The organism is Methylocystis silviterrae, from assembly GCF_013350005.1.
In the GTDB taxonomy this organism is placed as follows: domain Bacteria; phylum Pseudomonadota; class Alphaproteobacteria; order Rhizobiales; family Beijerinckiaceae; genus Methylocystis; species Methylocystis silviterrae.
Window position 1 is genome coordinate 1 of record NZ_JABVWW010000024.1, and the last position, 26554, is coordinate 26554.

The following is a 26554-nucleotide window of genomic DNA, read 5'->3' on the forward strand; positions in this document are numbered from 1 at the left end:
GGGTCGACGAATGTCGCCCGTGCGGGGTCGAAGCTAAAAATATTGGCGGCGTAACTGCTGCCGCCTGTGACATTGACGTTGCGCTGATTCACGAGTTGCGTGGTCAGAAGCCCGGCCATAATCAGCTGGTTCCAAAGCGCGCCAATATTCGATCTCGCTTGACTGTTTTGGTCCCATGCGCCCTGCGCGAGCGGCAGCGCGCCGATCGCCAGCGACGCGTAGCGTTGATCCGACGTGTTCGAGGCCAGCGCTGGCGCCATTTGTTGCAGCGATGAAACCGTTTGCGCCGACGCCTTCAAATTGAGGGACTGCGGTGTATAGGCGGCGGGCCCACTTGTCGGCTGCGCCGGCGTTAGATTGCTCAGATCCATATTGGAGAGCGAACCACCGGACGCGTCGGACCGGGAACCCGACACGTCAGCGTCGCCCGCAGGGGGCACGGAGCCGGCCGCCGAACCCGGCGTCTTATGGCTCTTGGTGATCGCTTGCGACGGCTCGAGCGTCTGGTCCTTATAGACCCGCGCCTTCTTCATGCAATCCGCGATGCTCTTTTCCGTCCCCTCGCGTGGCGGATCGATCACAGGCACGGCCGCGCCCGCCGCGGCGGCCCACAAGAAGCCGGCCACGGCGACGCCAAGGCTAAGCCGCATCGGCCACCTCCTTTCGGGCTTCGGTCCAATCGCAGAAGATGGGCACCCAGATGCGCGGATCATCCCCGACCCGCGCGCGCAATTCCTCGCATTCGGCGACCGTCTCGACATTGCCCGAGAGTACTTTCACAAAATCGGGCATATCCGACAGATCGAGACGCGCGATGACCGAGTCCTGGTCATGCTTGATCAAAAACTGACGGGAGTCGGGGTGGGTGTTGAGAACCCATTCGAACTCGCGTTCCGACAGCTTGAAGCCTTCGACATAGCTCGCGTGATCCGCCTTCGCATTCGGGAAAAAGATATTCGTTGGCGTCTGTTCGAGCAGCGTATGCCCCATGGGCGACTGGATAATGTCTTTCGCCGACTGTGTTCCGAATCCAACAATGCCGTTGAGCTTACGGATGGTTTTCAGCTTGTCGTTGAGGAAAGACGCAAATTTGTCGTCGGTCAGGATTTTCCATCCCTCATCGATGAACAGCATCATGGGTGCGCCATCCATCATCGCTTCAATGCGGTGGAAAATGTAGCCGAGCGCTGCGGTGCGAATATCGTCGTCTTCGAGCACTTTCGTCATGTCGAAGCCGAAGACGCCGTTTGTGGCTGACCAGCGATCGACGTCATTATTGAACAGCCAGCCGCGCGCCTTGGTCCAGACGTCGAAGCGCGACGCGAGATCGTCCTGCCCCATTCGTTCGGCGCCGCGCAGCAATTGCGCAACGTCGGAAAACCGGCGCTCGCGCGCGGGAATCGAGAAAATCTGGTCGACCGCGCATTCGATAATCCTGATTTGCTGCGCCGACAGGTCCGAGCCATCGCGTGGCCGGACCATGAAGCTCAGCAAGTCGTGGAGAAAGGCGCGGTCTTCGGCAGACCCCGCCAGTTGCAGCGGGTTGAAGCCGGTTGGCACGCCCGGCGCCAGCACCTCATAGGAGCCGCCCATCGCCCGGATCAGCGGATCGGCGCCGCGATCCTTGTCGAAGAAGGCGACGCGCGGGCGCGGCGTGACACGCATCGCTTGCGCGAGCAGAAAGCCGAGCCCGACGGTCTTGCCGGAGCCGGTCGGGCCGACGACGGTAAAATTGCCAACCTGCCGTCGATGGAAGTTGAACCAATAGGGCGTCTGGCTCGTCGTCTCCAGGACCGAGATTGCCGGTCCCCAACGATTCCGGTCCTTCTGACCGACCGCGAAATTGTGAAGCGACGCAAAGCCGACGAAATTACGCGAAGAAATCAGCGAGCGGCGCGCGATATAACTGAAATTGCCCGGTAACTGCGCCCAGAAGCAAGGCTCAGCGTTCATGTCTTCGCGAACGATGATCGTCCCGAAATTCTGCAGCTCCTGCGTCGCGGCCTGCACGCAGGATTCCATCTCGCGGATCGTGCGGCCGAGCGCGCAGACCGTCAGATGATGGTAGCCGAGCACCGTCGCGCCGGTGACCAGTTCATTGCGGGCGATGGTGATCGCCGCCTCGACTTCCGTTCCGGCCTCGTCGGAGGCTTTGATCTGGCGCTCGACCTTCGCAATATGCGTTATCACCGGCGCCCGGTCTTCGAGCGCGAAGGACTGCGACACGATCAGCTCATGGGGAATGCGGAGCAGCCCGTCGAGCATCCCGGCCCCCGTATAGGCGGGATATTCACGTACCGAGAGCAGGGCCCCGAAACGCGTATCGGCCGACGCGGCGCCGCGCAGCTCCAGCGCCTTTTTGCCGAAGGTGACGCGCTTTGTCGGCAGATAGGCGTCGAGAGGCATGCGCGGCAGCGCGAGGCTCAGCGGCGCGCCGCCGTTGATCAACATCGCCAGGAACTCGGCGATTTCGGAGCAGACGACGCCGTTTCGCATCACACAGCCGAGTATTCGCGGCGCATAGCTCGCCATCTCCCTGTAATAGTTCGCCGTCGTGTCCTTCAGCTCGCGGATCGCCTCGCGCTCGATTTCCTTTTCTTCGACGCCGAGGCCCTTGCGAAACAGAGTCGCGGCCCTCTCCGCCATGCCGACCTTGCCGACGAAGCCGCGCCGAATGATCGTCACATAGAGATCATTGACAAACATGCGCTTTTTCGCCTGTCCCGCCATGTAGCGGCGATCCAGCTCCTGGCAGAACCAGTTATCGAAAGCGCCGCCAATTTCGGGCACGACCTCCCGGCGTATCGTGTGACAATAGACGGCGAAGCGGCTGTCGTTCATCGCGCGCAGGAGCGTGTTGCGCGCCGTGAGCCGCATGTCGATGTCGGCTTGATCGGCCGTCTGGAAGCAGAAGCCGCCGATCTTCACGACCATGAGGAAATGACCGTCTTTGGTTTTGACGATCTGTTCCTCGACGTGGCGTAGATAGGGGATATGCTTCGCAATCGCGGCCTCTTTCGCCTCGATCGCGCCGAACGTCAAAGACCGCAGAATGTGCTTTGCGAGTTTCGCCAAATCGCCACCTTACGGCTGGTAGGAGTCGCCACCCCAAAATCGGTGATTGCGGGTAATTGGACACTTGCCGAAGCGCGTCAGGATCACATCGACAAAGCGATTGTCCCGGACCGTGAGCACATAGGCCACGGCGTGGATCGGCGGAAAAAGCAGGAACATCAGCAGATTCTTGGTGTTGATGAAGATCAGCACGACAACGCAGCATTCGAGAACAAACAGCACATAAGGAACGCCAAGCATCATAGGCGGGCGCGTCAGGCCGCCAACGAGAGGGTCTAGTTTGGGCCTTCTAAAGGCCATCAGCGTCCCCCCATCCCGCCGGTGAGTGACGTGACTACCTGCGCTGCCCCGAAGATCAGCGCGACGCCGATGACGACGGAGAACGCCCATCCCCACGGAATGCGCGATGTGAGCGCGAGATACCCGACCGCCGCGACGGCAACCGTTGCGGCTGTGGTAGCGAAGGTCCCCGTCATAAAATCGAGAACGCTCGACAGCGCGGTATTGAGCGGCTGAAAGGTTGCGGAGGAGGCTAGCGCCGGGTCGCTTGCCGCAAAAATCAAAATGCAGATAATCAAACTCGGCAACAGACAATCGCGCCTCCTCCAAAAGTTCATTTCTGTTCTCCCTGATCGTCGCTGCTGACGTAAAGCACCGAACCGCCGATCCATTGCGGTCCTTTGGAATCAGCCTTTGGCTTCTCCGTAGTCTCTTGAACGGACGGCGCGTGAAATCTCGATTGCTTGGCCACGCCCCCGGGTTGCCGCGTCGAAGCCCCTTCAAGGCCGTAATACTTGTTGGTTGCGTTCGCGACGTAGCGCACCGTCTCCGCAATCGCGGGCACGCCGCGCGATTGGTAGACCCGCTCGGGCCCGGCGTTATAAGCTGCGGCGATGAGCATCAAATTCCCGCCAAATTGTGCGCTGAGGTCTCTCAGGAAGAGCATCGCTCCATGCACATTCTCGGCCGGATTGCATATGTCGTGAACGCCATATTGGGCCGCTGTGTCCGGCATCAGCTGCAGGGGGCCGCGCGCGCCCTTGCGTGAATTTAAGTCCGCTCCGTCATTGGATTCGAGCGAAAGAATCGTGAGGGCTAGTTTTCCATCGACGCCGACGCTTGTCGCCTCGCGCGCGACGAGATCGCGCAGGCTCGCGTCGTCCATCGCACTTTCACAGCGCTCAGGGAGAGCACCCTCGCCGGTCAGCGCCGCGTCGATCGACGGCTGACGCATCTTGGCGGGAGGCTGAGCGACGGGGATGTCCGATTGTGCCGCCGCGTCAACGGCGACGAGCCGCCCGAACCTCTCTGGCACAACTTTGGTCGGCGCATCCTGATGAACACCTTCAGCCCTCGCGATCACCGCGGTCGGCGCGCTTATGCGCGCGCCGTGCTCTTGTGCGTGGGCGTTTAGCGCTGGGAACACGCAACACAGGGCAGGCAGCAAAAGTTTCCGCATGGCGAAACTCCCGTGGAGTCGCCCCTCCTGTAACGCGCATCTAATAAAATGGCAATCTCCAAAAAAGTGCGCTATTAGGCTTTCGAGGCGCGTCATTGCGGCGGGCGCTTTCGTGACCGCGCGCGACAACCAGTCAGGCGGGGCGTTTCATGTCGAATAGCGAACCAAACAACCATTATTACGAGCCTGCCGTTCGGTCGTTAGGCCTCATTGAAGGTGCTATCATTGTGATGACCGTCGGCGCGATGGCGGTGGTGCAGTGGCTGGACGAGCAGCCCTTGCAGGTTTTTGGCTGGTTCCTCTTTCCGATCGAATTTCTGTTGAACGCTGTATTTTTTCCCGGGACGGAAACGCGCGTGCGAAAGAATGGCGCCGCGTTGCTTGAAGCTCTCCCGATTTTCTTGCTGAGCTACGTTCTGTATCGCTTTGCAAAAGGGGCGATTTCCGTTCTGCGCCTTATCCTGCCGAAGCGCCCGCAATGAATTGTTGGGAGCTTTTGCGCGCCAAGAGCGCCGCGATCCTTCTTGTTGGCTGTTACTCCGCCGTTGCAATCGCGCAGACCTACACGGCGGACCCGGGAACTTGGCGCCCCGTCGCCTATTCGGACCTTACGTTCCCGCGCGGCGAAGCCGAATCATTCGCGTCGCTTTGGCAGGACAGGCTCGATGAGAGCAACAGGAAGTCGGCGCCCATCGATCCTGGTGGGCTCAATATGAGCATCGCTGTTGGCAATCGCGGCGCCAGCGAGTGGCACTTCTCGATCAATTTCCAGACGAAACTCGTCGCCTTCAGCGTGCTCAGCACGCCCTACCTGTGCACCGACGAGTATCCGTCGCCAACACAAGGTATCCGAATCAAGGTTTGCCCGTCGCGTCTCGCGACGTTTGAAAACAACAGCTACAGCGCCATCGACGGCGCCGCATGCTTTGTCGAGAAGACGCCTGGCGCGCCGGCTGAGGACTCGACCGCGACCGTCACTTATGCCGCTTACGATGTTCCGACGCGCACGATCCGCCTGCGCTACACTGTGTCGCATCAAGAGATCGACCGCTGCGCTCAATCCGTGCCACTTCACCCGGAGAATGCGGTGCGGTAGCGCGCCGTCAGCGGCTGATGAAAAGGAGCCACGCCATGCAGCACATCACCCTTCCCTCGCGATCAAGGCCGACCATGCGGATGATAGCGCGAGCGGGCGGCTATGAGCGTCAATCACAAAATCCGTCTCCACAAGCGGACCCTCGGATTTTCTGTCGGCGCTTTGCGCCTTTGACGCCGCCGCGCGGTCCCGCCGTATCCATGGCATTGACTGGCAATGTGAAGGAGGTCGTCATGAGCGCTGCAACCGTCATCGCGCTTCTCATTCCGTTCACCGCCGGCGCCGCACAAGCTGAATCACATCGCCTTATCGCTCAGGAATTTTCGCTTGTCGGCGCCGGCGACTTGCAAAGCGTCATTTGGGCCGACAAGCTGCCGCAGCTTCAAGCGAGCCGCAACGCCCTGCAGCGGGCGGCTCCGAGCGCTCACCTAAAATCGATCGCGCAAGTCTGGACGGCGACTTTCTCGGGAAACGGTCGCTCCTATGTCGTATCTGCGATCAATGACGGCTGCGAATCGAGCTCCGCGGCTGAGAACGCCTTGATTTGCCCGGTCCGCATCGCCGAAGTTGTCGGTGGAAAGGTGCAGGTTGTCGCCGATACGACGCTGCCGATTTCGTCGGTACGCGGCAATGCCGGCTACGACGCGTCATCCAATGCAAATTCGCAATACATGACCATCGCGTCGTTCGACCCCGTGTCGCGCGCAATTTCTTTCACCGACGTTTCCGCCGGTCAGAAGACCGCGCTTTCCGTTCGCGTCAATCTCCGATAGCCGTTTCCCGCAAGAGGCCCGAAATGCGACGCCACTCATTCACAATCGCAGCGTTGCTTACCACGGCGGGCGGCTCGCCGGTCGAGGCGTTTTTCGCGGCGGGCTGCACCAATCAGCATTATTCCGCGTCCGACGTCGCCACTGCAATCCAAAACTGCGACAGCGCCAGTGACACACTGAAAAGCAACGCATGCAATTTTGGCGGAGCGGCGATGGCCGAGTCTGGGGGCAATACCTGCGAGTCGAATGGCAACAACTTTGGCGTCCTTCAGCTTACACGCGGGAATCTTCCGCAAGGCATGACGTCCGATGAATATCTGCGCCTCCCGATGCAACAGCAGGTGTGCACCTGGGCGCAGCAGGTCGGCAATTCCAATACACGCGGCGGCTACACGACGCTCGCCAACAATCGCAATATCGACGGAACGCCCGTCACATCAGGTATGTTGATGGCCTGCTTCCAGTTCGGTCAGCTGATCTGCAAAAGCGACATCGCATTCATGCAGTCACACGGCGGGGCTTGCCCAACCGCAGGCAATGGCGGCGTGCGGGCAACAAATGCGACTCTCGCGAACGGGTCCGCCAACCTCGACGGAAATAACCAGTCGATATGCTCCTGGGGTGGCGCGATCCAGAGCAAGATCAACCAAGCAGCCGCCACCTGCAAACCGGGTAATGGCGGAAACAATGGTGGCACTGAGTGCCCCGGCAACGGCACGACGCCGAACGGCGTCATTCCGCCGACGCCGGGCAATGCGCCCGTGCAACTTCCCCCAAATCTGGCTTGATTAAAGTCATGCGCACCGTAGTACGACTCGCCCTCGTCATCGCATCGACGGCGCTCCCCGCGGTCGGCAGTGCACAGACGCAGACTCCGCCTGCGCTCCCCGTGTTTGACTTTCCGCAGTCCGGCGTCACCTTTCAGACGGGAGACAGCTGGTCCACGAACGGACAGGCTTTCCGCCTCTATGGCGTTCAAAGCTGCATTCGGGGGACGTTTTTCACGAACTCAGCCAAGGTCCGCACCGATTGCGGGGAGGTATCGCTCGCCTATCTCGCTGCGGTCGTTCGCGACGCGACGCCTCGATGCACTGCTATTGCGCAGGCTGGCGCGCCACCAGTCATCTTCTCGGTTTGCGCCGTTCATATCGGGAGCAACACACTCGACCTCGGAACCGTGCTTATTACGCAGGGCTTCGCGTTCGCGGCGACTGACGCCGCCGGCAAGCCGACGAAATTTGAATACGGCGTCGCCGAGAGTGAGGCGTCGAAAGCAAAGCGCGGCCTTTGGGCTGCGGCCGACCTTCCCCACCCGTCGAAGATCCTCATCGAAGCGGCGCGCGGCGCTCGACCGCGATAGCGATGCTGGCAAGCGCCCATGCCGTCGCTCAGCTCCTGGGCGGGCGACGCGAGGGACGTGGCTATCTCTGCCATTGTCCGGTCAAGACTCATGGAAAGCAACGCGGCGATCGACGGCCCTCGCTCAGCGTCAACGACGGCGACAAGGGCGTGATCCTGCATTGCTTCGCCGGCTGTGATCCGCGCGATGTTATCGCCTCCATCAACGCCGTTGACCCGAACGCGCGCGCCGAAATCACAGATCGACCGCCGCTCAACGACAAGCCGGCGCCGAAAACCACGAGCGTCTATGCGCGCCGAATCTGGCAATCGGCGGTGCCCGTTAAGGGGACGATTGCCGAGGGCTTCTTAGCGGAGCGCGGTCTACCGACCACGCCGCCGGCGTCAATCCGCTTCCTGCCCTCCTATCGTTACGACAAAGAGCGGCCGCGAAGCGCCCTGCCCTGTCTTGTCGCCGCCGCCCAGGCGCCGTCGCGCGAAATCGTTGGCGTTCAACTCACCTTGCTGCATCCGCGCGGCCGGCGCAAAGCCGACGTTGAATTTCCGCGGCGCACGATCGGCCCGCTTGGCGCGTCTATGCTCCGCCTCGCACCGGTCACTCCCTCCCTTGGGATCGCCGAAGGTTTCGAGAAGGCATGGGCCGCGCAATTGCTATTCAGCGAGCCTGTATGGGCGACGCTTGGCGCCGATCGTTTCGGCGTCGTCAATTGGCCCAGCGACGTGACGAGGCTCACGATCTATGCCGACAACGATGGACCTGGCCTAAAGGCCGCACGTGAATTTCGCGCCGCGCATCCTGAAATTGGGGTTCGCATCCGCTTTTGCGCCGCCGAGGGGCAGGACTTTGACAAGCTTTACAAGACCGTCTCTGGGGATCACGGCGAAGCCTTGAAACGCATCATCGAGGAATGAACCGCTGCTTGGCGCCAAGTCCGGACATTGCTGAGGGGCCGTGTCTTTCCGGGTTCGACCCGAAAAACCTCGTACATCGAGGCTGACGACGGACTGAGGGGAGCCAATGCAGACGATTCCGATCGAATCACAATGTACGCGCGAATTGCTGTGGAGAATGTCGCCGCCGGTTCCTTCGGCGGCGCTACCAAGTGACGGATTGACCAAAATGCGTGACAATCAGATGTTCCGGAGTTTCGAACCGCACGGGGGTGCGATTGTTCACGATTCTACATATTTCTGATTTGCATCGATCGCGTGAAGAACCTGTCGATAATGATTCCTTGATTGCCGCGCTACTTGGCGACGGCGATCGCTACCTCGGGGAAATGCCGCCGGTCCCGCGGCCCGGTGCAATCGTGGTCAGCGGCGACCTAGTCCAAGGCGTCCCAATTGGCGCGAATGGATGGCAGGACTCGATGCGCGACCAGTATCGGGTCGTCGCCGCATTTCTCGAGCAATTGGCAATTCGGTTTCTGGAGGGCGATCGGAGCAAGCTTATCATCGTTCCGGGTAACCATGATGTCTGTTGGAACACCTCTTTTGCCGCAATGGAACGCGTCCCAGAGGATCAGTGGCCGACGGATGTCCGCCGGGCCCTGGTCGAACCGGACAGCAACTATCGATGGTCGTGGCGTGAGCGGGCTTTGTACCGTGTCCATGATCACAACGCATATGCCATGCGAATGGGATTCTACTGGGACTTGGTCGAGAACTTTTACGAGGGCGTATCCCTTGCCGCTGGCATCGATCGAAACCGCGGCTACCAACTCTTTGAATTGCTTGATCGCAGCATCATCGTCGCCGCGTTCGATTCGATTCATCGCAACGATTGCTTCAGTTATTCTGGCGCGATACCACGTGGTGCCATCGCCCGATGCAATCTTCACCTGCGTGACCGCCCGCATCGCTACGGTCTTCGGATTGCCGTCTGGCACCACAGCTTCCAAGGCCCTCCCCAAAGAGAAGACTATATGGAGGCGGGCCAAGTTCGGGAGATGGTCGGCTTGGGATTTCAGCTGGGCATCCACGGCCACCAGCATGTTGCGGAGGCGACTACCCAGTACATTTATCTTAATGAGACCCAGTCTATGGGTGTAGCGTCGGCTGGTTCGCTATGCGCCGGGGCGCGGGAACTGCCGCGTGGTGTGAACCGCCAGTACAACCTGATCGTGATCGACGATACGTTGCGTAGTGCAAGGGTCCATGTTCGCGAAATGACCGATGGCGAGCAGTTTAGCGGCAAACGAAACGGTGCGTTTTTGCAAGGGTTTTCGGAACTGACTTGGCAGGCGGCGACAGACGTTGCGGGCCGCCCCATCGACGCCGCCGAAACAAATGATCGAGCTTGCGTCATTCGGGCAGAAGAAGCTCTGCGGGCCGGCCGCTTGCGGGATGCCATTGAATCATTGCGCGATGTCAAACTCACTCCTGGTTCTTATCAGCGTAAGCTTGCCATTGATGCGTTTCGGCGAGCCGAAGATTGGAAGAGCCTGAGCGACGCGATCGGATCGCCCGAGAACGTCGAGGAAACGGTCCTCCTCATCACCGCCTTAGTTAATCGTGACCAATTCGAAGGAGCCGTGTCGACGCTTGATGAAGCAACCGACCTGGACCCGGCCACACGCCAAGCACTTCGAGACAAGATAGCCGTAAAACAAGCTATGAGGCGCTGATGACCACTGAACTAATCCCATTTCAGATCGAGGCGCAGCGCGTTATCCAGCTGTTGGCCAAGCAGATTTACCAGTCACCCCTAGCCCTACTGCGCGAGAACACGCAAAACGCCTTTGACGCAGTTCGCCAAAGGATCGCTTCCGACGCTGAGTTCACGCCACGCATTGATATCCAGTTGGCGCCGGATCGGGTGACAATTTTCGACAACGGAATTGGCATGACGCCGGGTGACCTCAAGCAGCACTACTGGACGGCAGGAAGCAGCAGCAAGAACAACGAAGCAGCGCGGGCGGCAGGCGTTGTCGGTACGTTTGGCATCGGCGCAATGGCCAATTTCGGCATCGCAGATGCACTCACCGTTGAGACTGAAAGCGCCATCACGGGTGAGCGGACGATCTGCCGGGCTGAGAAGGCCAAGTTGTCGCTGAAAGAAGACTGCATCGAACGCGAGGTTGTCGCAACGAACGGCCAGCCTGGGACAACAATCATCGCTCACATTGCAACGGGCTCCCACATAAACGTTCAGCAGGCGCGGAACTACATTGCGGAGTTTGTCTCGCTGGTGGCGGTTCCTGTTTATGTCAACGGTGAGCTGGTAAGCCAGAGGTCTGTCGATGAGGCAGTGCCTGTCGTTCCTGAGGCTTGGCGCCTGAACCGCAAATCTGAAAAGCTCGGGGACAGGCTGACCGCCGATTTGGAGCTTGTTCTCTCCAATAACGCGGACATCTGGATCAAACTGACCGAGATTATTTGGGCCCAGAAACAAATCCCCGGACGTATTGTCTTGCGCACTGGTCAGTCGACGTTGCGTACGTTTCGAAGTGGCTTCGGCCTGGCAACAGCTTCAGTTAGCTCGGCCTATCAGTTTGGCGGTGTCGTTGATCTTCTCTTGCTCGAACCCACGGCAGGGCGCGAAGCAATAACTGTCGACGGAATGCAGTTCCTGCAATCGATGATGACAGAAATAGATGCCTTTGTGTCGCGGTATCTGTCCGAAAGGGACGAGGCGGACGTCAGCACCCCGTTTATGAACTGGATAATAGCGCACAACCGCTACGATCTCTGTGGCCATCTCCGGATGACAGTTGTTCCTGGCGACAGGATCGGACTCCTAGAAGTGAGTGAGCGCTCAAAAAAAGCCCCCATGATGCTCTACGAAGGGGCCGACCAAGGGATGATCAATATGCACGCCAGTGAGGATTCTCCGCTGCTCGTTCTTGCACGCAATAACCCTCGGCGACGCTGTGAGCAGAATTACCTTCGCTCGCACGCGAAGGTGACGCTGATTTCGGATCATCCGGTCGTCAAGGAACGCCGTCGGCTCAGTGAGTTGACCATGGCCGAGAGCGGATTGGCGTTTCGTATTCAGACCATATTGGAGTCCGACTATTTTCTTACATGCGATGTCGACTTCGGGACAATCAGCCATGGTCTTCCCGTCTTGGTAGAGAAGCGGCATGAGCGGGTCAGGGTCACGCTGAATCCAGATGGTCAAACGGTGAAGCTGCTTCTTGGTCTTTACGATACCGAGTTCACTGCGTTCCAAAGCATGGCCAAGGATTTTGTGCGTAACGTCATCTTCCCCCGCGTGGCCGACTATGTTCCCAGCAGCACGCGCCAAGGTGCGGAGGCGTTTCTGAAGGCGATCCGGCGCCCCCGCGAAATGTTTGAGTACGCCGATGACGATCTTGGCAGTCTTCCGACCATCTGGGATGACTACAACGAAGGGAAGATTTCGCTCGACCAGGCTGTGGAGCGGTCGCGAACAGCAGTGCGGTCCAGCATCCAAGTGGTCGATCACGCTGCGAGTGCGCGTGACGTTGTCCCAGATGTGATCCAGAATGAACAATTTCTGCAGAATGCCGCGACCGAAGTAGCCCTCGATCTAGAACCTGCGCCTGCTATCACCAGGCAGGAGGTCGCAACGTCGGCCAAGCTGCTCGTTATCGATGACAATGAACCGGCCTTACGCGGATATCGCTGCTTCTTGGCCATCACGGACAAGGCGCGAGAGGAAATGGGAGAGTTTTTCTTGCAGCCTCATCGCACGTCGGTCGTCTGGGGCGGACAGAAGACCTTGTTTATTTTTCTGCACCATTCGGGGCAGTTCGGTCTGTATTATGATCTTCAAACCCGAGAGCCCGTGGAAGCTCCCGCAGGAGGCGGGTCATTTCCGACTGCCACGATCGTTCTAAAGGATCGATTGTTCATTCCGATTCCGGATGCAATTCGGGCGAGCTTCATTCCAACACAAGGCGAACGTAAACGATTTGAGGTCAGGGCGGACATCCTGCGGACTGATAGTTCCGACTAGAGCCGGTCTTAGCGTCAAGATCCTCCGATTGTTCGCCACTGTCGCGAATGACACCATAGCTTCGGAATGCTGTTCGAGGCCAAGACGAAAATTACACCGCGACGTGGTTGGGATCAGTGGCGTCGGCGCTGTAGTTGCGTCTGACAGTTTGAGGCCAAGTGCGAAGCTCTAATTGACCGCGTGTCGCCCATGGTGGCGGCCTTGGGGCCCGACGGGGAATTTCCGCAAATAGTCATTTTGTTACCTTCCTCAGGTAACGAAAAACGAGGAAACTGTCCTTCTGCGTTCTTTCCTCAGGCTCCTCGTTGAGATGGAAGCCGCGCAACTCGCGAAGTTTTTGGGGTCGCCGCGCGTTTGGCGCCGCTCGCCGCTTTGCGTGGCGACTCGACGCCGAGCAATTCCCACAAGCTGATGTTCAATCGTTCCGCGAGTTCGACCAGCACGAGCAGCGATGGGTTCGATACGCCATCGGTGATGAGGTAGAGCTGCGGCAGGGAAACGTTCAGAAATTTCGCGAATTCCTGTTTGGTCAGGCCGCTTTTACGGAAGCGCTCGTTCACGACGGTGCCGATCGTCTCGACCATTTTCGGCCCGGAGGGATTCTTGCGGTCGCGAACCGGCTTGGCTTCAAGCAACTCGTAGAGCGGGACGCGAAGCTTTTTCGAGATTTCCGCCAACATTGTGATGGACGGGTTGCCGAGCCGCCGACGCACATAGCGAAACTGCGAGCCGGACATGCCGACGAATTCGGCGAATTCCGGCTTCGACAAGCCGCTCTTCGACTGTTCGGCGATCAGTCGATTCGCAAGGTTTGCGAGATAGGGCGACTCAAGCCGATCAGCGATCGTGACGACCATGAGCCGGCGTCGTCGATCCGCCTCAGCCGTACCCCCCGCATTATCCGCCTTACGTGACCGCTTTGGCCCGCCGCCTATCATCTTGCCCCGGAAAAGTCACGACACCGCCCCCGCACTGTCATAGATTCTCGCGCGACTGCCAAGGGCAATCCGGGAATTTTTGCCAGTTTATTAGACTTGGCCTGCTTGGCGTCGCGTCGCTGCGCGCCCAAAGCAAGGCTATGGCTCGTCAAGCGACCAAGGCGAGCGAGACGGCCGCCCCCAGTCGCGGACCGGGCTTTTCGCTGCTGTTTTTGCGAAGAGCGAGAGCGGTGAGCACGTTTCACGACGGGATGGAAAGCGAGAGAGAGGCTCCCGCGCGCCCGTCGTGGAGGTTTCGCGCATGACCAACAACTACGGCGAGACGATCGCCAAGGCCCTCGCCATTGACGGCGGGCATCTCTTCATCGGAAGAGGCGGGTTTTCATTGCATTACGAGAGCGGCTGGTTGAGCGGTTATGACTGCGAGCCGGTCAAAGCTGCGGCGGTCGCGGCCGGCTTGCCCGTGATCGATAGCCGCATGGTCGATTTCGGCAAAGTCGCGGACCTCGCGCTTCTCGGTCCGATGATCGCGGTCGGCAAGCTAGCCGATCCGCCGCCCTGGCACGCGCTGTCCTATGCGCCGCTCGCCGCGGTCGCCAAAGCTTACGCGCGCGCGGGCGCCGAGGTGCGGAACGTGTCCGGGTGCGGCGGCAGTGAGGTGGCAGCCCGAGAGCGAGAGAGCCCTTTGGGCTTTTCGACGGAGCAGAGGGTGAGAGAGAGGCTCTCGCCCATCCGTCGCGGAGTTCAGGGACATGTCAAAGATTGTTTTGACGGCGGCGCGGGATATCGCGCTCGACAAGCTCGTAGCGTCGGACGCGAATGTGCGCCGGATCAAGGCGGGGGTGAGCGTCGAGGATCTGGCCGAGGATATTTCGTGGCGGGGATTGTTGCAGTCCTTGAGCGTGCGGCCTGTCGTGGACGACCAGGGCGCGGAAACGGGTCAATTCGCGGTCAGCGCGGGCGGGCGACGTCTCGTGGCGCTTAAACTGCTCGTCAAGCAGAAGCGCCTCGCGAAAAACGCGCCCGTTCCGTGCATCGTGAAAACCGACGGGATCGAGGAGGAGGATTCGCTCGCCGAGAACACAATGCGCGAGGCGCTGCATCCGCTCGATCAGTTTCGGGCGTTCAAGAGTCTGCAGGATCAGGGCGTCACGATTGAAGAGATCGCCGCGCGGTTTTTCGTCGGCGCGCCGGTGGTGCGACAGAGACTGAAACTCGCAGCGGCGAGCCAGAAGCTGCTCGACCTTTACGTCGCCGAAGAATTGAGCCTCGAGCAACTCATGGCCTTTTGCGTCACCGACGACCATGCGCGGCAGGAGGAAGTTTGGAAGACTCTCAACCGTTCTTACATCAAGGAGCCCTACACGATCCGGCGTCTGCTGACCGAAGGCGCGGTGAAGGCGGGCGACAAGCGCGCGGTCTTCGTCGGCGTTGAAGCCTATGAGGCGGCGGGCGGGGTCATCCTTCGCGATCTCTTCCAGCAGGATCATGGCGGCTGGCTGCAGGATATGGCGCTGCTTGATCGCCTTGCGCGGGAAAAACTCGCGGAAGCGGCCGACGCGCTGCGCGCCGAAGGCTGGAAGTGGTCGGAGATCGCGATCGATTTTCCCTATGGCCACTCGAATGGGCTGCGGCGGCTGCCGGCAAGCTACGCGCCGATCTCGGAGGAGCAGCAGGCGCGTTACGACGCCGCGCTCGCCGAATATGACGCTTTGTCGGACGAACACGAGAGCGAAGAAGATCTTCCCGAGGAGGTCGACCGCAAGCTCGCGGAACTCGAAAAGGAGATTGCGGCGGTTGACGAGCGACCGGCCATCTACGATCCGACCGAAATCTCGCGCGCCGGAATATTCGTCAGCATCGACTATGACGGCGCCCTCAAGGTCGAGCGCGGCTTTGTTCGCCCCGAGGATGAGGAGCCCGCAGGTGCGCCCGCTGGCGGCGAATCCACGGGATCGGGGGGCGCTGCAAAGCGCGTTGGCGACGTCGCAGTCGGCAGTCCCGATGGAGACGCGGCCGACCATGACGAGACGGAAGTCTCGTCAAAACTGTCCGACCGATTGATGAGCGAACTTACCGCCCATCGCACGCTCGCGCTGCGCGTCGCGCTCGCCAATGAGCCGGAGGCGGCGTTTCTCGCGGCGACCCACGCGCTGGCGCTGATGAGTTTTTACTCTTCCGGCCGCTTCGACGGCTGCATCGAGATCGACGCCAAATCCGTCCCCCTCGGTCCCTATGCCTCCGGCCTCGCCGATCTCGCCACTGCGCGGGCGAATGATGAAGCGCTGGGGCATTGGCAATTGCGACTGCCAAAGAAATCGGACGATCTTTGGGACTGGCTGGTGAAAGCGGACCGCGAATCGACGGCCGGACTTTTCGCCTTCTGCGTCGGCCAGAGCGTCAACGCGCTGCAGCTTCCGCACGAACGCCGCTCAAAGGCGCTGGATCATGCCGATCGACTGGCCGAACATGTCGGGCTCGATATGAGCGCGCATTGGACGCCGACTGTTGAGAGCTATTTCGGCAAGGTGACCAAGGCGCGGATTCTAGCGGCGGTGCGCGAGGCCAAGGGCGAAGCGACCGCGCAGATGATCGACCATCTGAAAAAATCCGACATGGCGGTCGAGGCCCAGCGTCTGCTCCAGGGAACAGGCTGGTTGCCCGAGCCGCTTCGCGGCTCGACAACGGATGATGCTGACGCGGCAATCGTCCAAAAGCAAGAAAGCGATGCCTTGCCGGATTTCCTGGGCGATGACGAAGACGCGGCTTTGCTCGACGCCGAGGAAGAGGAGCCGCGCGCCACAGCCGCGGAATGATGCTCAGCGGCGGGATGGCGCGCGCCGTCCCGCCTTTCGCCGCATCTGCCGCGTCGACGCTGACGTTTCGTCGCCCGCTCAAGAAGCGCATTCGTCACTCGCTGAATCTCTGTCTCCCGACACCGTCGCGCGTCCTGAACGCGCGCATCTTCCCTCTGTTTTGAAAGGCGCCGCCATGGGCTGGCTCTATATGCAATCGCTCGGCGGTCATGCAGGACCGCGTGACTATCTCGACGCGCAATTCAGCTTCGAGAATGCGGAAGGCCGATCGAAGATCCTGTGCTCAAAGCTCCTTGGCGACACGTACTACGCCGCCCTCGAGCAGCAGCGCAGCGACGGCGCACGTGAGGTCTTCGCGCTTGTCTGCCTCACCTACTACAACCCGCGTGATCCGGAAGGATTCATCTTCGGCTACAAAGATATGACCGAAGCTATGGGGCCCTGCGCGAGCGACTGCCCCGAGGACATTCTGGATCTGTTGACGCCGACGGATCGGCCTTACGCAATCGCCTGGCGCGCCCGCTGTCGCGAGAACGCCGTTGCGCGGCGCAGTAAGTCATCACAAAAATCGGCGTCGTCGTTCTGACGGATTGGCGGCGGCGGCGTCACGGCGCTGATCGTCGGCGCGACGGCGGGGGGAGAGAAGAGGAAAAGGGCTTGGCCGGGAGGGCGAGCCCGGGAGGAGCAAAGAGAGAGCGTCCCGGGCCGGTCACAATCCCGGAGACAATCGATGAGCCCGATCCTCGCTGCTACGCCCCGCGAACAATCCGAACTTTCCTTCATTTCGACAGACAAGCCGCATGCGCTGATGATGGCGGCCCAGACACTCGTCACGCATCTTGCAAAGGGACGCGTCATCGACGCCCCTGCCCTGCGTGCGGCGATGGAAGGCGCGTTCGGCGCGAGCGATGCGCAAGGCGCCTGGAGCTGGAAAGACGCCTATGAGGTGGTCGAGGCGGCGCAGGTTCTGTTTCTGCGCCGCTATGGGCCGGCAATGGCCGCGCGGGCTGCCAATGATCCGGCGCGCCTTCTCGCCATGCTCAAGAAAATCGCCGCGCTGCTGCCGAGCGAAACGCGCCGCTCGGAGGAAGCCCAAGCGCTGCAGCAATTCTCGACGCCGCTGGAATTCGCCTATGTCGCGAGCATCGCGGCGGGGATCGTTCCGGGCGATGTCGTGCTTGAGCCTTCCGCCGGCACGGGGATGTTGGCCATCCAGGCCGAACGCGCCGGCGCGAAACTCATCCTCAATGAATGGGGAGAGACGCGCGCCGATCTCCTGAAACGTCTATTTCCTGAAGCGCCGCTCAGCCGCATCGACGGCGCGCAGCTCCACGATCGTCTCGACGCCGATCTGGTTCCCAGCGTCGTCTTGATGAACCCGCCCTTCTCCGCGTCGCCCTTGATCGAGGGACGGCACGCCGCGGCGACTTTCGAGCATATCCGCGCTTCTCTCGCGCGCCTTCGAAATGGCGGACGCCTCGTCGCCATCACGGGTGAGAATTTCTCCCCGACCGTGAACAGCTGGCGTCGAAGCTTCGAACGCTTGCAGGAACAGGGCCGGCTGGTGTTCACGGCCTCGCTCGCGCGCGGATTTTTCGCGCGGCATGGGACGAGCGTCGAAAGCCGGCTTTCGGTCTTCGACAAAACGCCCTCGGAAAACCCGAAAGAATTTGTCGCGGGCTTCGGTCCGGTCGCCGATCTCTCGGAATTGCTCGCGCAGGTGCAGCGCGAAATTCCGCCACGCGCGTCTCTTGCTGCCGCGGTTGGCTATAGCGATAAGCCTATCCAGGTAGGCGTCCGTTCGACCGCGAAGCGTTTCACGCCGATCATTGAACCGCGCCGCGCCGCGCCGCGTCTCGCCTTTGCGGAGTCAGCGCATCGCAACGCCGTCGCTCTTCCCTCCCCTAGCCCGCGCGCGGAGATCGTCGAACTCGCCTGTGAGTGTCGCGACTGGAAAGCGCCCGAGGGCGGCGCGCTCAGCGCCGGGCTCTATGAGCCCTATGCGGTGCAGTCGATCTCAATTGACGGCGCGAAGCCGCATCCGACGACGCTCGTTCAATCCGCCGCCATGGCGTCGGTCGCGCCGCCAAAGCCCAGCTATCGACCGCATCTGCCAAAGAGCGTGATCGAGTCTGGGCGCCTTTCGGACGCGCAGCTTGAGAGCGTCATCTATGCCGGCGGAGCCCATAGCGACCTTCTCGCCGGCGCCTTCCTCGTCACCGAAAGTTTTGACACGGTCTCCGTCGCGCCGGATGACGCCGAGAAGGCGGTCCGCTTTCGCCGCGGCTATTATCTTGGCGACGGCACCGGCGCCGGTAAAGGACGTCAGGTCGCGGGCGTCGTCCTCGACAATTGGCTGAAGGGCCGTCGCAAGGCGCTCTGGATCTCGAAATCCGACAAGCTGTGTGAGGACGCGCAGCGCGATTGGTCCGCGCTTGGCCAGGAGAAGCTGCAGATCGTTCCGCAGTCCCGCTTCAAGCAGGGCGCGCCGATCAAGCTCTCTGAGGGCATTCTCTTTACGACCTATGCAACCCTGCGCTCGGATGAACGGCAAGGCCGCGATGGCGCGGTTAAGGCGTCGCGTCTGTCACAGATCATCGACTGGTTAGGCGCCGATTTCGACGGCGTCATCGTCTTCGACGAGGCGCATGCGCTCGCCAATGCGGCGGGCGACAAGGGCGAGCGCGGCGAGAAGACCGCCTCGCAGCAGGGCCGCGCCGGATTGAGATTACAGAACGCCCTGCCCGGCGCGCGTGTCCTCTATGTCTCGGCGACCGGGGCGACGACCGTCGCCAATCTCGCTTATGCGACGCGTCTCGGCCTCTGGGGCTCGACCGACATGCCCTTCGCGACGCGCGCCGATTTCGTCGTGGCGATGGAGGCGGGCGGCATCGCCGCCATGGAGGTGCTGGCGCGCGATCTGAAAAGCCTCGGTCTCTATGCGTCGCGCGCCCTCTCTTATGCGGGGGTCGAGGTCGAGATGCTGGAGCATCCGCTCTCAGTGGAGCAAATCCGTATCTATGACGCCTATGCCGGCGCATTCGAGATCATTCACAATAATCTGACCGCGGCGCTGGAGGCGGCGAACATCACCGGTGAAGGCGGCAGGGCCTATAATCGTAACGCCAAGGCCGCGGCGCGTTCGGCTTTCGAATCCAACAAGCAGCGCTTCTTCAATCATCTGATCACGGCGATGAAGGTCCCAAGCCTCATCGCGTCGATCGAGCGCGATTTGGAAGCCGGCCATAGCGCCGTCATCCAGATCGTCTCGACCAGCGAAGCCTTGATGGAGCGCCGCCTTGCGGAAATCCCGTCCTCGGAATGGGGCGATCTTTCCTGCGATATCACCCCGCGCGAATATGTTCTCGACTACCTCGCCCATTCTTTCCCGACACAGCTTTTTGAAGTCTATTCCGACGAGAATGGCGATCTTCACTCGCGCCCGGTAATCGACGAGCACGGCAATCCGGTCCAGTCGCGCGAGGCGATGGAACGACGGGATCGTCTGATCGAGCATCTCGCGGCGCTGCCCGCCGTGCAGGGCGCGCTCGACCAGATTGTTCAGCGTTTCGGGACGGATATAGTGGCCGAGGTCACCGGCCGCTCAAGGCGGATCGTGCGCAAGACCAACGCCGATGGCTCCGACCGGCTTTGCGTCGAGAACCGGCCGGCCTCCGCCAATCTTGGTGAAACGCAGGCCTTCATGGATGACGAGAAGCGCATCCTCGTTTTTTCCGATGCCGGCGGCACGGGCCGCTCCTATCACGCCGAGCGGACCGCCAGGAACCAGCGCCTGCGCGTCCACTATCTGCTCGAACCCGGCTGGAAGGCGGATAACGCCATTCAGGGCTTAGGGCGCACCAACCGCACCAATCAAGCGCAGCCGCCATTGTTCCGGCCGGTCGCGACCAACGTGAAAGGAGAAAAGCGCTTTCTCTCGACGATCGCCCGTCGGCTTGACACGCTCGGCGCCATCACGCGCGGCCAGCGCCAGACAGGAGGTCAGGGCCTGTTCCGGCCGGAGGACAATCTCGAATCCCGTTACGGTCGCGCGGCGTTGCGCCGGCTGTTTCAGCTCGTCTTCGCCGGCAAGGTCGAAGGCTGCTCGCTGACGGGCTTTACGGAAGCGACCGGCCTCGATCTCACCGATCAGGACGGCAGCCTCAAGGAGGAGCTGCCGCCGATTTCGACTTTCCTCAACCGCATCCTCGCACTGCCGATCGCGTTGCAGAATCTTCTCTTCGACGTGTTCGAGGGGCTGATGGCGGCGCAAATCGAGGCGGCGATCGAGGCCGGCGTCTTCGATGTCGGCGTAGAAACGCTGATGGCGGAAAGCCTCGTCGTCAATAATCGCCAGACCATCGCCGTCCATGGCGGGAGCGGCGCGGAAACGCAGCTCTTGACCATCCTGCGCAAGGATAAGACGCGGATCACGACGCTCGACGCGGCGCTCGGCTATGCGACGGCTGCGCAAAAGTCGCGACTGATGATCAACGACCAGTCGGGCCGCGCGGCGGTGAAGCTGCCGGCGTCCGCGTTGATGCAGGATGACGGCTCGGTCGTACCACGCGTTCGGCTGCTGCGGCCTGCCCATGCCGATGTGATCACGGTTGAGGCGCTGGAGCGCTCGCATTGGCGCGATGCATCTTCAGAAGAATTTCAGCGGGCATGGGAGAGCGAGGCCGCCTCCCTTCCCGAACTGACCGAGAGCACGTTCCATATCGTGACCGGCCTCCTGCTGCCGGTCTGGAATAGGCTCCCCGACGAGGCCGCGCGGGTCTATCGCCTGCAGACCGATCAGGGCGAACGGGTCATTGGCCGGCTCGTCTCGCCGGCAAGCGCCGCTATGCTCCTTGAGGCGACGGGCGCCGGCGCGCCTGCCCTCGCGCCACCCGCCGCCATTGCGGCGGTCATGCAAGATGGCGCGAGCCTCGTCCTGACTGACGGGCTGGTGCTCAAGCGTGCGCTCGTGATGAACCGGCATCGGCTCGAACTCACAGGCTTCTCCGACACGATGGTCGAGCGCCTGAAAGCGCAGGGTCTCGTCTCCGAGATCATCGCCTGGAAGCTACGGCTCTTCGCTCCGCTGGGCGATGAGGCTTCAAAAATCGTCGAGAGACTTCTTGCCCTCTATCCGCTGCTCCGCGTCGCGCCCGCGACCCGCGTCAATTCGTAATGCGGGAGGCGATGATGGAAAGCCCGGCCCGGACTCTGTCCAGCAGCCTCGCCGAACATGTCGAGGCCGTTTGCAAACATTATCTGTCGAACGGTCGTCGATGCGGCAATTACTGGATCGTTGGCGACGTCAACAACAATGCGGGCCGCAGTCTGTATGTGCGGCTCAAAGGGCCGCTCTCCGGCAAGGGCGCGCGTGGAAAGTGGACGGATGGCGCGACGGACCAACATGGCGACCTTCTCGATCTCATCCGGGAACGAGAAGGGCTTACGTCCTTCCGCGACACGCTCGACGAGGCGCGACGCTTCTTGGTCGCGCCGCGCGAGACGACGACCGAGAGTCGCGGTCGGAATTCAGGTGAATGCGACACGATCGCGCTCGCCCGCAAAATCTGGGCGGCTTCGCAGCCGATTATCGGTACAAAAGCCGAGGCGTATTTGCGTTCGCGAAAAATCACCGCTGATTTGAGTCACGCGCCGCTGCGCTATCACCCGGCGCTGATCTATCGTGAAAGTCGGGACGGGCTCTCACGCAGATTGCCGGCGCTGGTCGCCGCCGTCACTGACAATAACGACGAGATCACAGGCATTCATCGGACGTTTTTTGATCCGGCGCGCAACGTCAAAGCGAACGTCGAGTCGCCGCGGCGTTCGCTCGGCGCCATTCGTGGCAACGGCGTGCGCTTTGGCCCCATCGACGAATTCGCCATCATCGGCGAAGGGATCGAAACCGTGCTTTCGCTCAAGAGCGCTTTTCCCAACAGCCCAATGGTCGCGGCGGTCTCGGCGGCGCATCTCGCGGCGTGGGAGGTTCCAGCCGGGTTGCGTCGCTTGATCATCGCCGCTGACAATGATGGAGCCGGACGAAATGCCGCGCGCAAGCTTGCGGAACGCGCTGAGGCTGCTGGCGTCGAAGCTGAAACAATTGTCTCGCAGGGAAACGATTTCAACGACGAACTACGGCATATTGCATTGGAATGCCTTCGGCTCCGTTTCGTGAAATTCACTGCCAATGTCTGAGTTCGAGGAAAGCAGACGCTCCTGGTGCGTGTCACCGAGGGCTTATTTGACCCGTAGTGGACCTTGGCGGGGTCCGCTTCCGCCATGTAAATCCGATCAATCCGGAAGGAGCGGAAGACGAAGTCTTCGGAGCGGCGATACTTATTGGTCGCCCCGCGTCGGCCAGTTAAGCGGTATCAGCGCCCGCCCGGACGCGCGGGTCCACCGCTCTCGCGTCGCCGCGACGTAGCGAGGATCGTCCGCGAAATAGGCGTGCTCAATTAGAAGCACTTGTAGACCCTTCCGGCATGCCGTTTCGGCGAACAGGAAGTCGATGTGCCTGCGCATCGCCTGCACGTCCTCGTCCTCCTCGCCGCCGGAGATCTCCGCCTCGTCCTCGTCTTCGCCGCTCTTCGGGAAGTAGGGCCGGCTAATCTGGTCGAGCACTAGCAGGCCTGGGACCGGGGCGTTGACGGCCTCGAAGTAGCGCTGCAGCGCGAAAGAGAGTGCGATGTGGATCGCAAGGTAATTCTGGTCGGACCCGACGTCAGGTAAGCGCAGCACTGCCCCGCTGTCTGCCTCGATGACGGTGACCTCCGGCCGGCGAGACGAGAAGTCCAGCTCCGACCCGATGCACGGCGCCACCGTGGGCAAGGCGGCGAGCGCCTCGGATGCGAACTGCGAGACCTTGCTCTCAGCACGATTTAGCTTGATCTCCTTTGCTTCCCGGTCGACCCGTGCCTCAAGTTCGGCGATCTCCCCGCGCAGAACGGCGAGATCGCGTGTGGCCTGACGCGGCTCGTCCACGCTCGCCTCCAGGAAGTAGGAGATCCGGCCCAGGAGATGCGCGCGAAGCTGCCCAAGATCGGCCAGGCGGCGGGTCTCCTCGCTCTGGCGAAGCCAGGTTTGGATCTGGTCGTCGATGCGGCGCAGCTCGGCGTTGAGCCGGCCGATCTCCTCATCAAGCGCCCGGTCATGTTCGACCAGGCGCGGCCTCACGCGATCGACTGCGACGCTTTCGGCCCGCACGTTGGTCAGCGTCTGTTGCAGAGCTGCTGCCATCTCGCGACCACGTTCGGACGGAGCATCGCAGACCGGGCATGACCCAGCGATCCCGTCGAGGTGCAGATGCTCGGCGAGCGTCAGCTTGTCCCGCTGACGAGCGACCGTCCCTTGAAAGCCTGTAGCTTCACGAAGCGCTGTGCGAGTCGCCTGGGAGCGACGGCGCACGACAACCAGTTCGCTCAGGATCTCCCGACGGCGCCGGTTCAGCGCGCCAAGCTCGCCCTCGCTGGGATATGCGCTCGCCTGGAGCTGCGTCTCGGAGACCGTCTTCAGCTCCGCCAGTAGCGAAGCTTCCGTCGCCTCCACCGAAGGCGGCGCGGCGAGCTCAAGGCGACGGGCTTCCTCCAGAAGGCTCGTCGCTCGCTGCTTGAGCATGGTCTCCGCCGCGGCGCGGGAGCGCTGGCGCGCCTCTTCCTTTTCAAGTGCCCGCTGCAGCTGCCTCAGCCGCCGCTCGTCCATCGCGCTCGCCTCGTCGGTCACCCGCAGGAAGTAGGGAAGGGCGGCGACGATGTCGCGCGCCTTGTCCGCCTTCTCCAAGCCGTGAAGGAGCGTGGACTCGCTGTAGATCACCTCTTTCGTCACAAACAGGTAGGGCGTAACGAGGCGCACTGTGGCCCGCCCGCCTGCGCTGGCGACGTCAGGGTCGCCGCCCACATCGCCGATCCCAAATGCCCGCTCGATGAAGGCCTTTGCGGCCTCCAGCGTTGTTGCTCCGTCGAACCCGTCGACCCCATCGGGCAGAGCCAGGTTCCGGCCGGCCGCGGTGAACATGCGCGTGCTGGTCGCCTGCCCCACGGGCGGGATTATGCGTCCCACGATCATCTCGGTATCGCCCGCCACCCACTTCACGCCTACCGCGATGCTGCGCCGCCGCACATGGGCGGGCAGCTCGCATTTGCTGGAGCCGAGGCAGTAGTCGATGGCCTTGATGAGAGTGGACTTCCCCGTCCCGGACGCGCCCGTGATGATGTTCATGGCGTTGGGCACGAAGCTCACTTCGCGGCGCTGGCCTGATACGCCGAGGAAGAAGATCGTGGCGATGTTCCAGCGCGTCATAACGTAAGACCCATGATGGCGAACACCGACCGCGTCGAGCCGGCGGTCGCGAACCAGTATCCGAGACGCGCCGCGCGCTTGATCGCCTGTTCCGGCTCGTCGCCGAGCGCGTTGATCGCGCTCCGCTTCAGCGTCTTGTCGCCCAGAATGAGGCGGGCACCTTTCCCGATCGCGAGTACGCGTGCGAAGCAGCCGAACCGGATCGCGTCCGTGACAATATCGAGCGAAGCGTTCACACGCTCGCCAAGCCCGACCTGCACCTGAGGGCTGCGCTCCAGCCATTCGCGCAGGCCGGTATTCTTGTTGGTGCCGTCGAACGCGGTGGCGAACTCCCCGGACAGCGCCACCGGCAGCGCCAAGTAAGCGACCGGCGTCTCCGGACCCTCCGGCCGAGCCGATAGGTAGGCCTTCGTGAACTCGACGAGCGCGGCAGCGCAAAACGCCGGATTGGTCTCGGCATAAACGTCGTGAGCGACTCTCATTTGTCGCCCCCCAGCCTCGCCTTAAAGTCTGGATGCCAGCCGACCTGCAGGTTTATCGCGAGCACCTGGTAGCTGCCGCGGACGTAGTAGGCCGCGCCCCAGCCCTCGGCGATGGGACGGATTGTGATCGGGGCCTCATTGTGAGTCCAACGCAGGAGCTCAAGGCCCGACGCGCATTTCTTATCGTCTTCGAGCGCGGCGCACGCGTCGGCCATCTCATCGTGGCGATCGGACCAATGCTCCCGTAACACGTGATCGTACGCGGTGATCTTCGCCTTCATCGCCGGGTTGCCTGCGGCCCAGCGCCCCCTCTGTTCGCGGGCTTTCCACTCCTCTCGGATCGCCCGTTTAAGGTCGAACGACTTGCCCTTCACCAGCTCGATCTGGCGGGCGAGCATTCCGTCGGGCTGGTAGTCATCGGGCGGCCCAACCTGCTCGAACTCGGGCACGAGCTTCTCCTGCTCAAGGTCGGCGACAATCGTCATGATCTGGCTCTGCAGCTCGGCCCGCGCGATGACGCGCTCCCGCTCACCACACAGCGAGTAGACGACCTGCCGGTCCCACCACTCGACGAGCCGCTTGGCCACCGCTGGGCGATGCTCGGGCAGGACGAGGTAGAAGTAGCTGGCAATCTCCTTCTCAATCTCGGCGACCGTCGGGCTGTCTGGCCGAATGACGGCACGGCGGAGGAGATTCAGGCGCTCGAGTTTGGATAGGGCGAGGAAAGCTTGACAGCCATCCACGCGGTCTCCGTGGGGCAGCGTTTTTTTGGCCTTCGCTGCGGCGTCGCGCGTCTCCAGTACGCGCTCAGCCTCCTCGGTCATGGCCGTCACTAGGTCGGCGCGATCAGCCTCGGTGTCGGTCAATGCCAAGAGCGGGCTGCCCTCGGGGATCTCGCCCACGGCGACGAGGTGCAGCGAGGTCTCGGCCAAGGTTAGACCGGGCAGCGCGTCGATCCAGACCTTCATCGTCTGCCACAGCGACCGCGACTTGAGGGTGATTGCGGGCGGGTTAGCGCTGATCGAATGCTTCAGCTGAAACAGCAAGGTCTGGCCGTCGGCTTTCAGCACCACGTCGTCCAGCTGCTCGATGCCCACCGCCGCGTCGTCTGTGTTGAGTATCACCAGAGCCCGCAGGGCGTAGAAAGCCTGGTACCAGAAGCCCAGCGCCGACCCCGCGGCCGCGTGCGTTGCGCTCGATTGAACCTGGTCCATGCTGTCGAAACCCCAGTTCGGTTTACTCGCCCATTCGAACCGGAGTTGCGCTTCCGCGCGCTCTGATACTTGCGGTCAGCGCGCGCGACGCCTTGTACACCTTCA

At 61.7% G+C, this 26554-nt stretch carries 21 protein-coding genes; 12 read left to right on the forward strand and 9 right to left on the reverse strand.

Annotated features, from left to right (window positions below; all coding sequences use genetic code 11):
- The 5 genes from HUN39_RS16835 to HUN39_RS16855 form a co-directional block, all read right to left on the reverse strand.
- The coding region (locus tag HUN39_RS16835; protein ID WP_175095606.1) for a hypothetical protein at positions 1-650 on the reverse strand (650 nt) is incomplete at its 3' end.
- On the reverse strand, positions 640-3075 hold the full coding sequence (locus tag HUN39_RS16840) for a VirB4 family type IV secretion system protein (RefSeq protein ID WP_175095607.1): 2436 nt from the start codon (positions 3073-3075) through the stop codon (positions 640-642). The genes HUN39_RS16835 and HUN39_RS16840, both read right to left, overlap by 11 nt.
- Before the next feature lie 9 nt (positions 3076-3084).
- Positions 3085-3375 (reverse strand): type IV secretion system protein VirB3, encoded by a 291-nt coding sequence (locus HUN39_RS16845; protein ID WP_109027240.1) that lies wholly within the window; start codon positions 3373-3375, stop codon positions 3085-3087.
- Positions 3375-3692, reverse strand: a complete 318-nt coding sequence (locus HUN39_RS16850; protein WP_175095608.1) for a TrbC/VirB2 family protein — start codon at positions 3690-3692, stop codon at positions 3375-3377. Before HUN39_RS16850 ends, HUN39_RS16845 begins: the two co-directional genes overlap by 1 nt.
- Positions 3689-4534 (reverse strand): lytic transglycosylase domain-containing protein, encoded by an 846-nt coding sequence (locus tag HUN39_RS16855; RefSeq protein ID WP_232366174.1) that lies wholly within the window; start codon positions 4532-4534, stop codon positions 3689-3691. The genes HUN39_RS16850 and HUN39_RS16855 overlap by 4 nt, the downstream gene beginning before the upstream one ends.
- Before the next feature lie 149 nt (positions 4535-4683).
- Here HUN39_RS16855 and HUN39_RS16860 point away from each other — a divergent pair, with 149 nt between their 5' ends.
- The 8 genes from HUN39_RS16860 (at position 4684) to HUN39_RS16895 (ending at position 12704) form a co-directional block, all read left to right on the forward strand.
- Positions 4684-5016, forward strand: coding sequence for a hypothetical protein (locus HUN39_RS16860; protein WP_175095609.1), 333 nt, complete (start codon positions 4684-4686; stop codon positions 5014-5016).
- The gene (locus HUN39_RS16865) at positions 5013-5630 is read left to right on the forward strand and encodes a hypothetical protein (RefSeq protein ID WP_175095610.1); all 618 of its coding nucleotides are present in this window, start codon (positions 5013-5015) and stop codon (positions 5628-5630) included. The genes HUN39_RS16860 and HUN39_RS16865 overlap by 4 nt, the downstream gene beginning before the upstream one ends.
- Positions 5631-5863: 233 nt before the next feature.
- Positions 5864-6403 carry a hypothetical protein gene (locus HUN39_RS16870; RefSeq protein WP_154454047.1) on the forward strand — a complete coding sequence of 180 codons (540 nt, stop codon included), beginning with the start codon at positions 5864-5866 and terminating at the stop codon, positions 6401-6403.
- Positions 6404-6426: 23 nt separating this feature from the next.
- Complete coding sequence (locus HUN39_RS16875; protein ID WP_175095611.1) at positions 6427-7191, forward strand: hypothetical protein; 765 nt, start codon at positions 6427-6429, stop codon at positions 7189-7191.
- Between the two features lie 8 nt (positions 7192-7199).
- A complete protein-coding gene (locus tag HUN39_RS16880) occupies positions 7200-7763 on the forward strand; it encodes a thermonuclease family protein (protein WP_175095612.1) in 564 nt (187 codons plus the stop codon).
- A 2-nt stretch (positions 7764-7765) separates the two neighbouring features.
- The gene (locus HUN39_RS16885) at positions 7766-8674 is read left to right on the forward strand and encodes a DUF7146 domain-containing protein (RefSeq protein WP_175095613.1); all 909 of its coding nucleotides are present in this window, start codon (positions 7766-7768) and stop codon (positions 8672-8674) included.
- A 257-nt stretch (positions 8675-8931) separates the two neighbouring features.
- Positions 8932-10389: a metallophosphoesterase gene (locus tag HUN39_RS16890; RefSeq protein ID WP_175095614.1), complete on the forward strand. Its 1458-nt coding sequence runs from the start codon at positions 8932-8934 to the stop codon at positions 10387-10389.
- Complete coding sequence (locus HUN39_RS16895; protein WP_175095615.1) at positions 10389-12704, forward strand: ATP-binding protein; 2316 nt, start codon at positions 10389-10391, stop codon at positions 12702-12704. Before HUN39_RS16890 ends, HUN39_RS16895 begins: the two co-directional genes overlap by 1 nt.
- Positions 12705-12997: 293 nt before the next feature.
- On the opposite strand, the gene HUN39_RS16900 is transcribed toward HUN39_RS16895, so the two are convergent.
- The gene (locus HUN39_RS16900; RefSeq protein WP_175095616.1) at positions 12998-13561 is read right to left on the reverse strand and encodes a helix-turn-helix domain-containing protein; all 564 of its coding nucleotides are present in this window, start codon (positions 13559-13561) and stop codon (positions 12998-13000) included.
- An 833-nt stretch (positions 13562-14394) separates the two neighbouring features.
- Between HUN39_RS16900 and HUN39_RS16905 the strand changes: the two genes are divergently transcribed.
- The 4 genes from HUN39_RS16905 to HUN39_RS16920 all read left to right on the forward strand — a co-directional run bounded on the left by HUN39_RS16905 (position 14395) and on the right by HUN39_RS16920 (position 22653).
- Positions 14395-16458: a ParB/RepB/Spo0J family partition protein gene (locus HUN39_RS16905; RefSeq protein WP_175095617.1), complete on the forward strand. Its 2064-nt coding sequence runs from the start codon at positions 14395-14397 to the stop codon at positions 16456-16458.
- A 175-nt stretch (positions 16459-16633) separates the two neighbouring features.
- A complete protein-coding gene (locus tag HUN39_RS16910) occupies positions 16634-17044 on the forward strand; it encodes a hypothetical protein (protein WP_175095618.1) in 411 nt (136 codons plus the stop codon).
- 144 nt (positions 17045-17188) lie between these two features.
- Positions 17189-21634 (forward strand): strawberry notch-like NTP hydrolase domain-containing protein, encoded by a 4446-nt coding sequence (locus HUN39_RS16915; RefSeq protein ID WP_175095619.1) that lies wholly within the window; start codon positions 17189-17191, stop codon positions 21632-21634.
- Between the two features lie 14 nt (positions 21635-21648).
- Positions 21649-22653: a DUF7146 domain-containing protein gene (locus HUN39_RS16920; protein WP_175095620.1), complete on the forward strand. Its 1005-nt coding sequence runs from the start codon at positions 21649-21651 to the stop codon at positions 22651-22653.
- 141 nt (positions 22654-22794) lie between these two features.
- Here HUN39_RS16920 and HUN39_RS16925 read toward each other — a convergent pair whose 3' ends face one another.
- From HUN39_RS16925 to HUN39_RS16935, 3 genes are read right to left on the reverse strand one after another with little or no spacing between them, the layout of a single operon-like run.
- Complete coding sequence (locus HUN39_RS16925) at positions 22795-24753, reverse strand: DUF3732 domain-containing protein (RefSeq protein WP_175095621.1); 1959 nt, start codon at positions 24751-24753, stop codon at positions 22795-22797.
- Positions 24750-25235, reverse strand: coding sequence for a three component ABC system middle component (locus tag HUN39_RS16930; protein WP_175095622.1), 486 nt, complete (start codon positions 25233-25235; stop codon positions 24750-24752). Before HUN39_RS16930 ends, HUN39_RS16925 begins: the two co-directional genes overlap by 4 nt.
- Positions 25232-26449 carry an ABC-three component system protein gene (locus HUN39_RS16935; protein WP_175095623.1) on the reverse strand — a complete coding sequence of 406 codons (1218 nt, stop codon included), beginning with the start codon at positions 26447-26449 and terminating at the stop codon, positions 25232-25234. Before HUN39_RS16935 ends, HUN39_RS16930 begins: the two co-directional genes overlap by 4 nt.
- Positions 26450-26554 lie beyond the last annotated feature (105 nt).

What these genes read in the sequence shown, in the direction of transcription:
- HUN39_RS16845 (WP_109027240.1), bottom strand. Translation starts at nt 3,375, where the DNA reads ATGGCCTTTAGAAGGCCCAAACTAGACCCTCTCGTTGGCGGCCTGACG.
- HUN39_RS16850 (WP_175095608.1), bottom strand. Translation starts at nt 3,692, where the DNA reads ATGAACTTTTGGAGGAGGCGCGATTGTCTGTTGCCGAGTTTGATTATC.
- HUN39_RS16855 (WP_232366174.1), bottom strand. Translation starts at nt 4,534, where the DNA reads ATGCGGAAACTTTTGCTGCCTGCCCTGTGTTGCGTGTTCCCAGCGCTA.
- HUN39_RS16860 (WP_175095609.1), top strand. Translation starts at nt 4,684, where the DNA reads ATGTCGAATAGCGAACCAAACAACCATTATTACGAGCCTGCCGTTCGG.
- HUN39_RS16865 (WP_175095610.1), top strand. Translation starts at nt 5,013, where the DNA reads ATGAATTGTTGGGAGCTTTTGCGCGCCAAGAGCGCCGCGATCCTTCTT.
- HUN39_RS16870 (WP_154454047.1), top strand. Translation starts at nt 5,864, where the DNA reads ATGAGCGCTGCAACCGTCATCGCGCTTCTCATTCCGTTCACCGCCGGC.
- HUN39_RS16875 (WP_175095611.1), top strand. Translation starts at nt 6,427, where the DNA reads ATGCGACGCCACTCATTCACAATCGCAGCGTTGCTTACCACGGCGGGC.
- HUN39_RS16880 (WP_175095612.1), top strand. Translation starts at nt 7,200, where the DNA reads ATGCGCACCGTAGTACGACTCGCCCTCGTCATCGCATCGACGGCGCTC.
- HUN39_RS16885 (WP_175095613.1), top strand. Translation starts at nt 7,766, where the DNA reads ATGCTGGCAAGCGCCCATGCCGTCGCTCAGCTCCTGGGCGGGCGACGC.
- HUN39_RS16895 (WP_175095615.1), top strand. Translation starts at nt 10,389, where the DNA reads ATGACCACTGAACTAATCCCATTTCAGATCGAGGCGCAGCGCGTTATC.
- HUN39_RS16900 (WP_175095616.1), bottom strand. Translation starts at nt 13,561, where the DNA reads ATGGTCGTCACGATCGCTGATCGGCTTGAGTCGCCCTATCTCGCAAAC.
- HUN39_RS16905 (WP_175095617.1), top strand. Translation starts at nt 14,395, where the DNA reads ATGTCAAAGATTGTTTTGACGGCGGCGCGGGATATCGCGCTCGACAAG.
- HUN39_RS16910 (WP_175095618.1), top strand. Translation starts at nt 16,634, where the DNA reads ATGGGCTGGCTCTATATGCAATCGCTCGGCGGTCATGCAGGACCGCGT.
- HUN39_RS16915 (WP_175095619.1), top strand. Translation starts at nt 17,189, where the DNA reads ATGAGCCCGATCCTCGCTGCTACGCCCCGCGAACAATCCGAACTTTCC.
- HUN39_RS16920 (WP_175095620.1), top strand. Translation starts at nt 21,649, where the DNA reads ATGGAAAGCCCGGCCCGGACTCTGTCCAGCAGCCTCGCCGAACATGTC.
- HUN39_RS16925 (WP_175095621.1), bottom strand. Translation starts at nt 24,753, where the DNA reads ATGACGCGCTGGAACATCGCCACGATCTTCTTCCTCGGCGTATCAGGC.
- HUN39_RS16930 (WP_175095622.1), bottom strand. Translation starts at nt 25,235, where the DNA reads ATGAGAGTCGCTCACGACGTTTATGCCGAGACCAATCCGGCGTTTTGC.
- HUN39_RS16935 (WP_175095623.1), bottom strand. Translation starts at nt 26,449, where the DNA reads ATGGACCAGGTTCAATCGAGCGCAACGCACGCGGCCGCGGGGTCGGCG.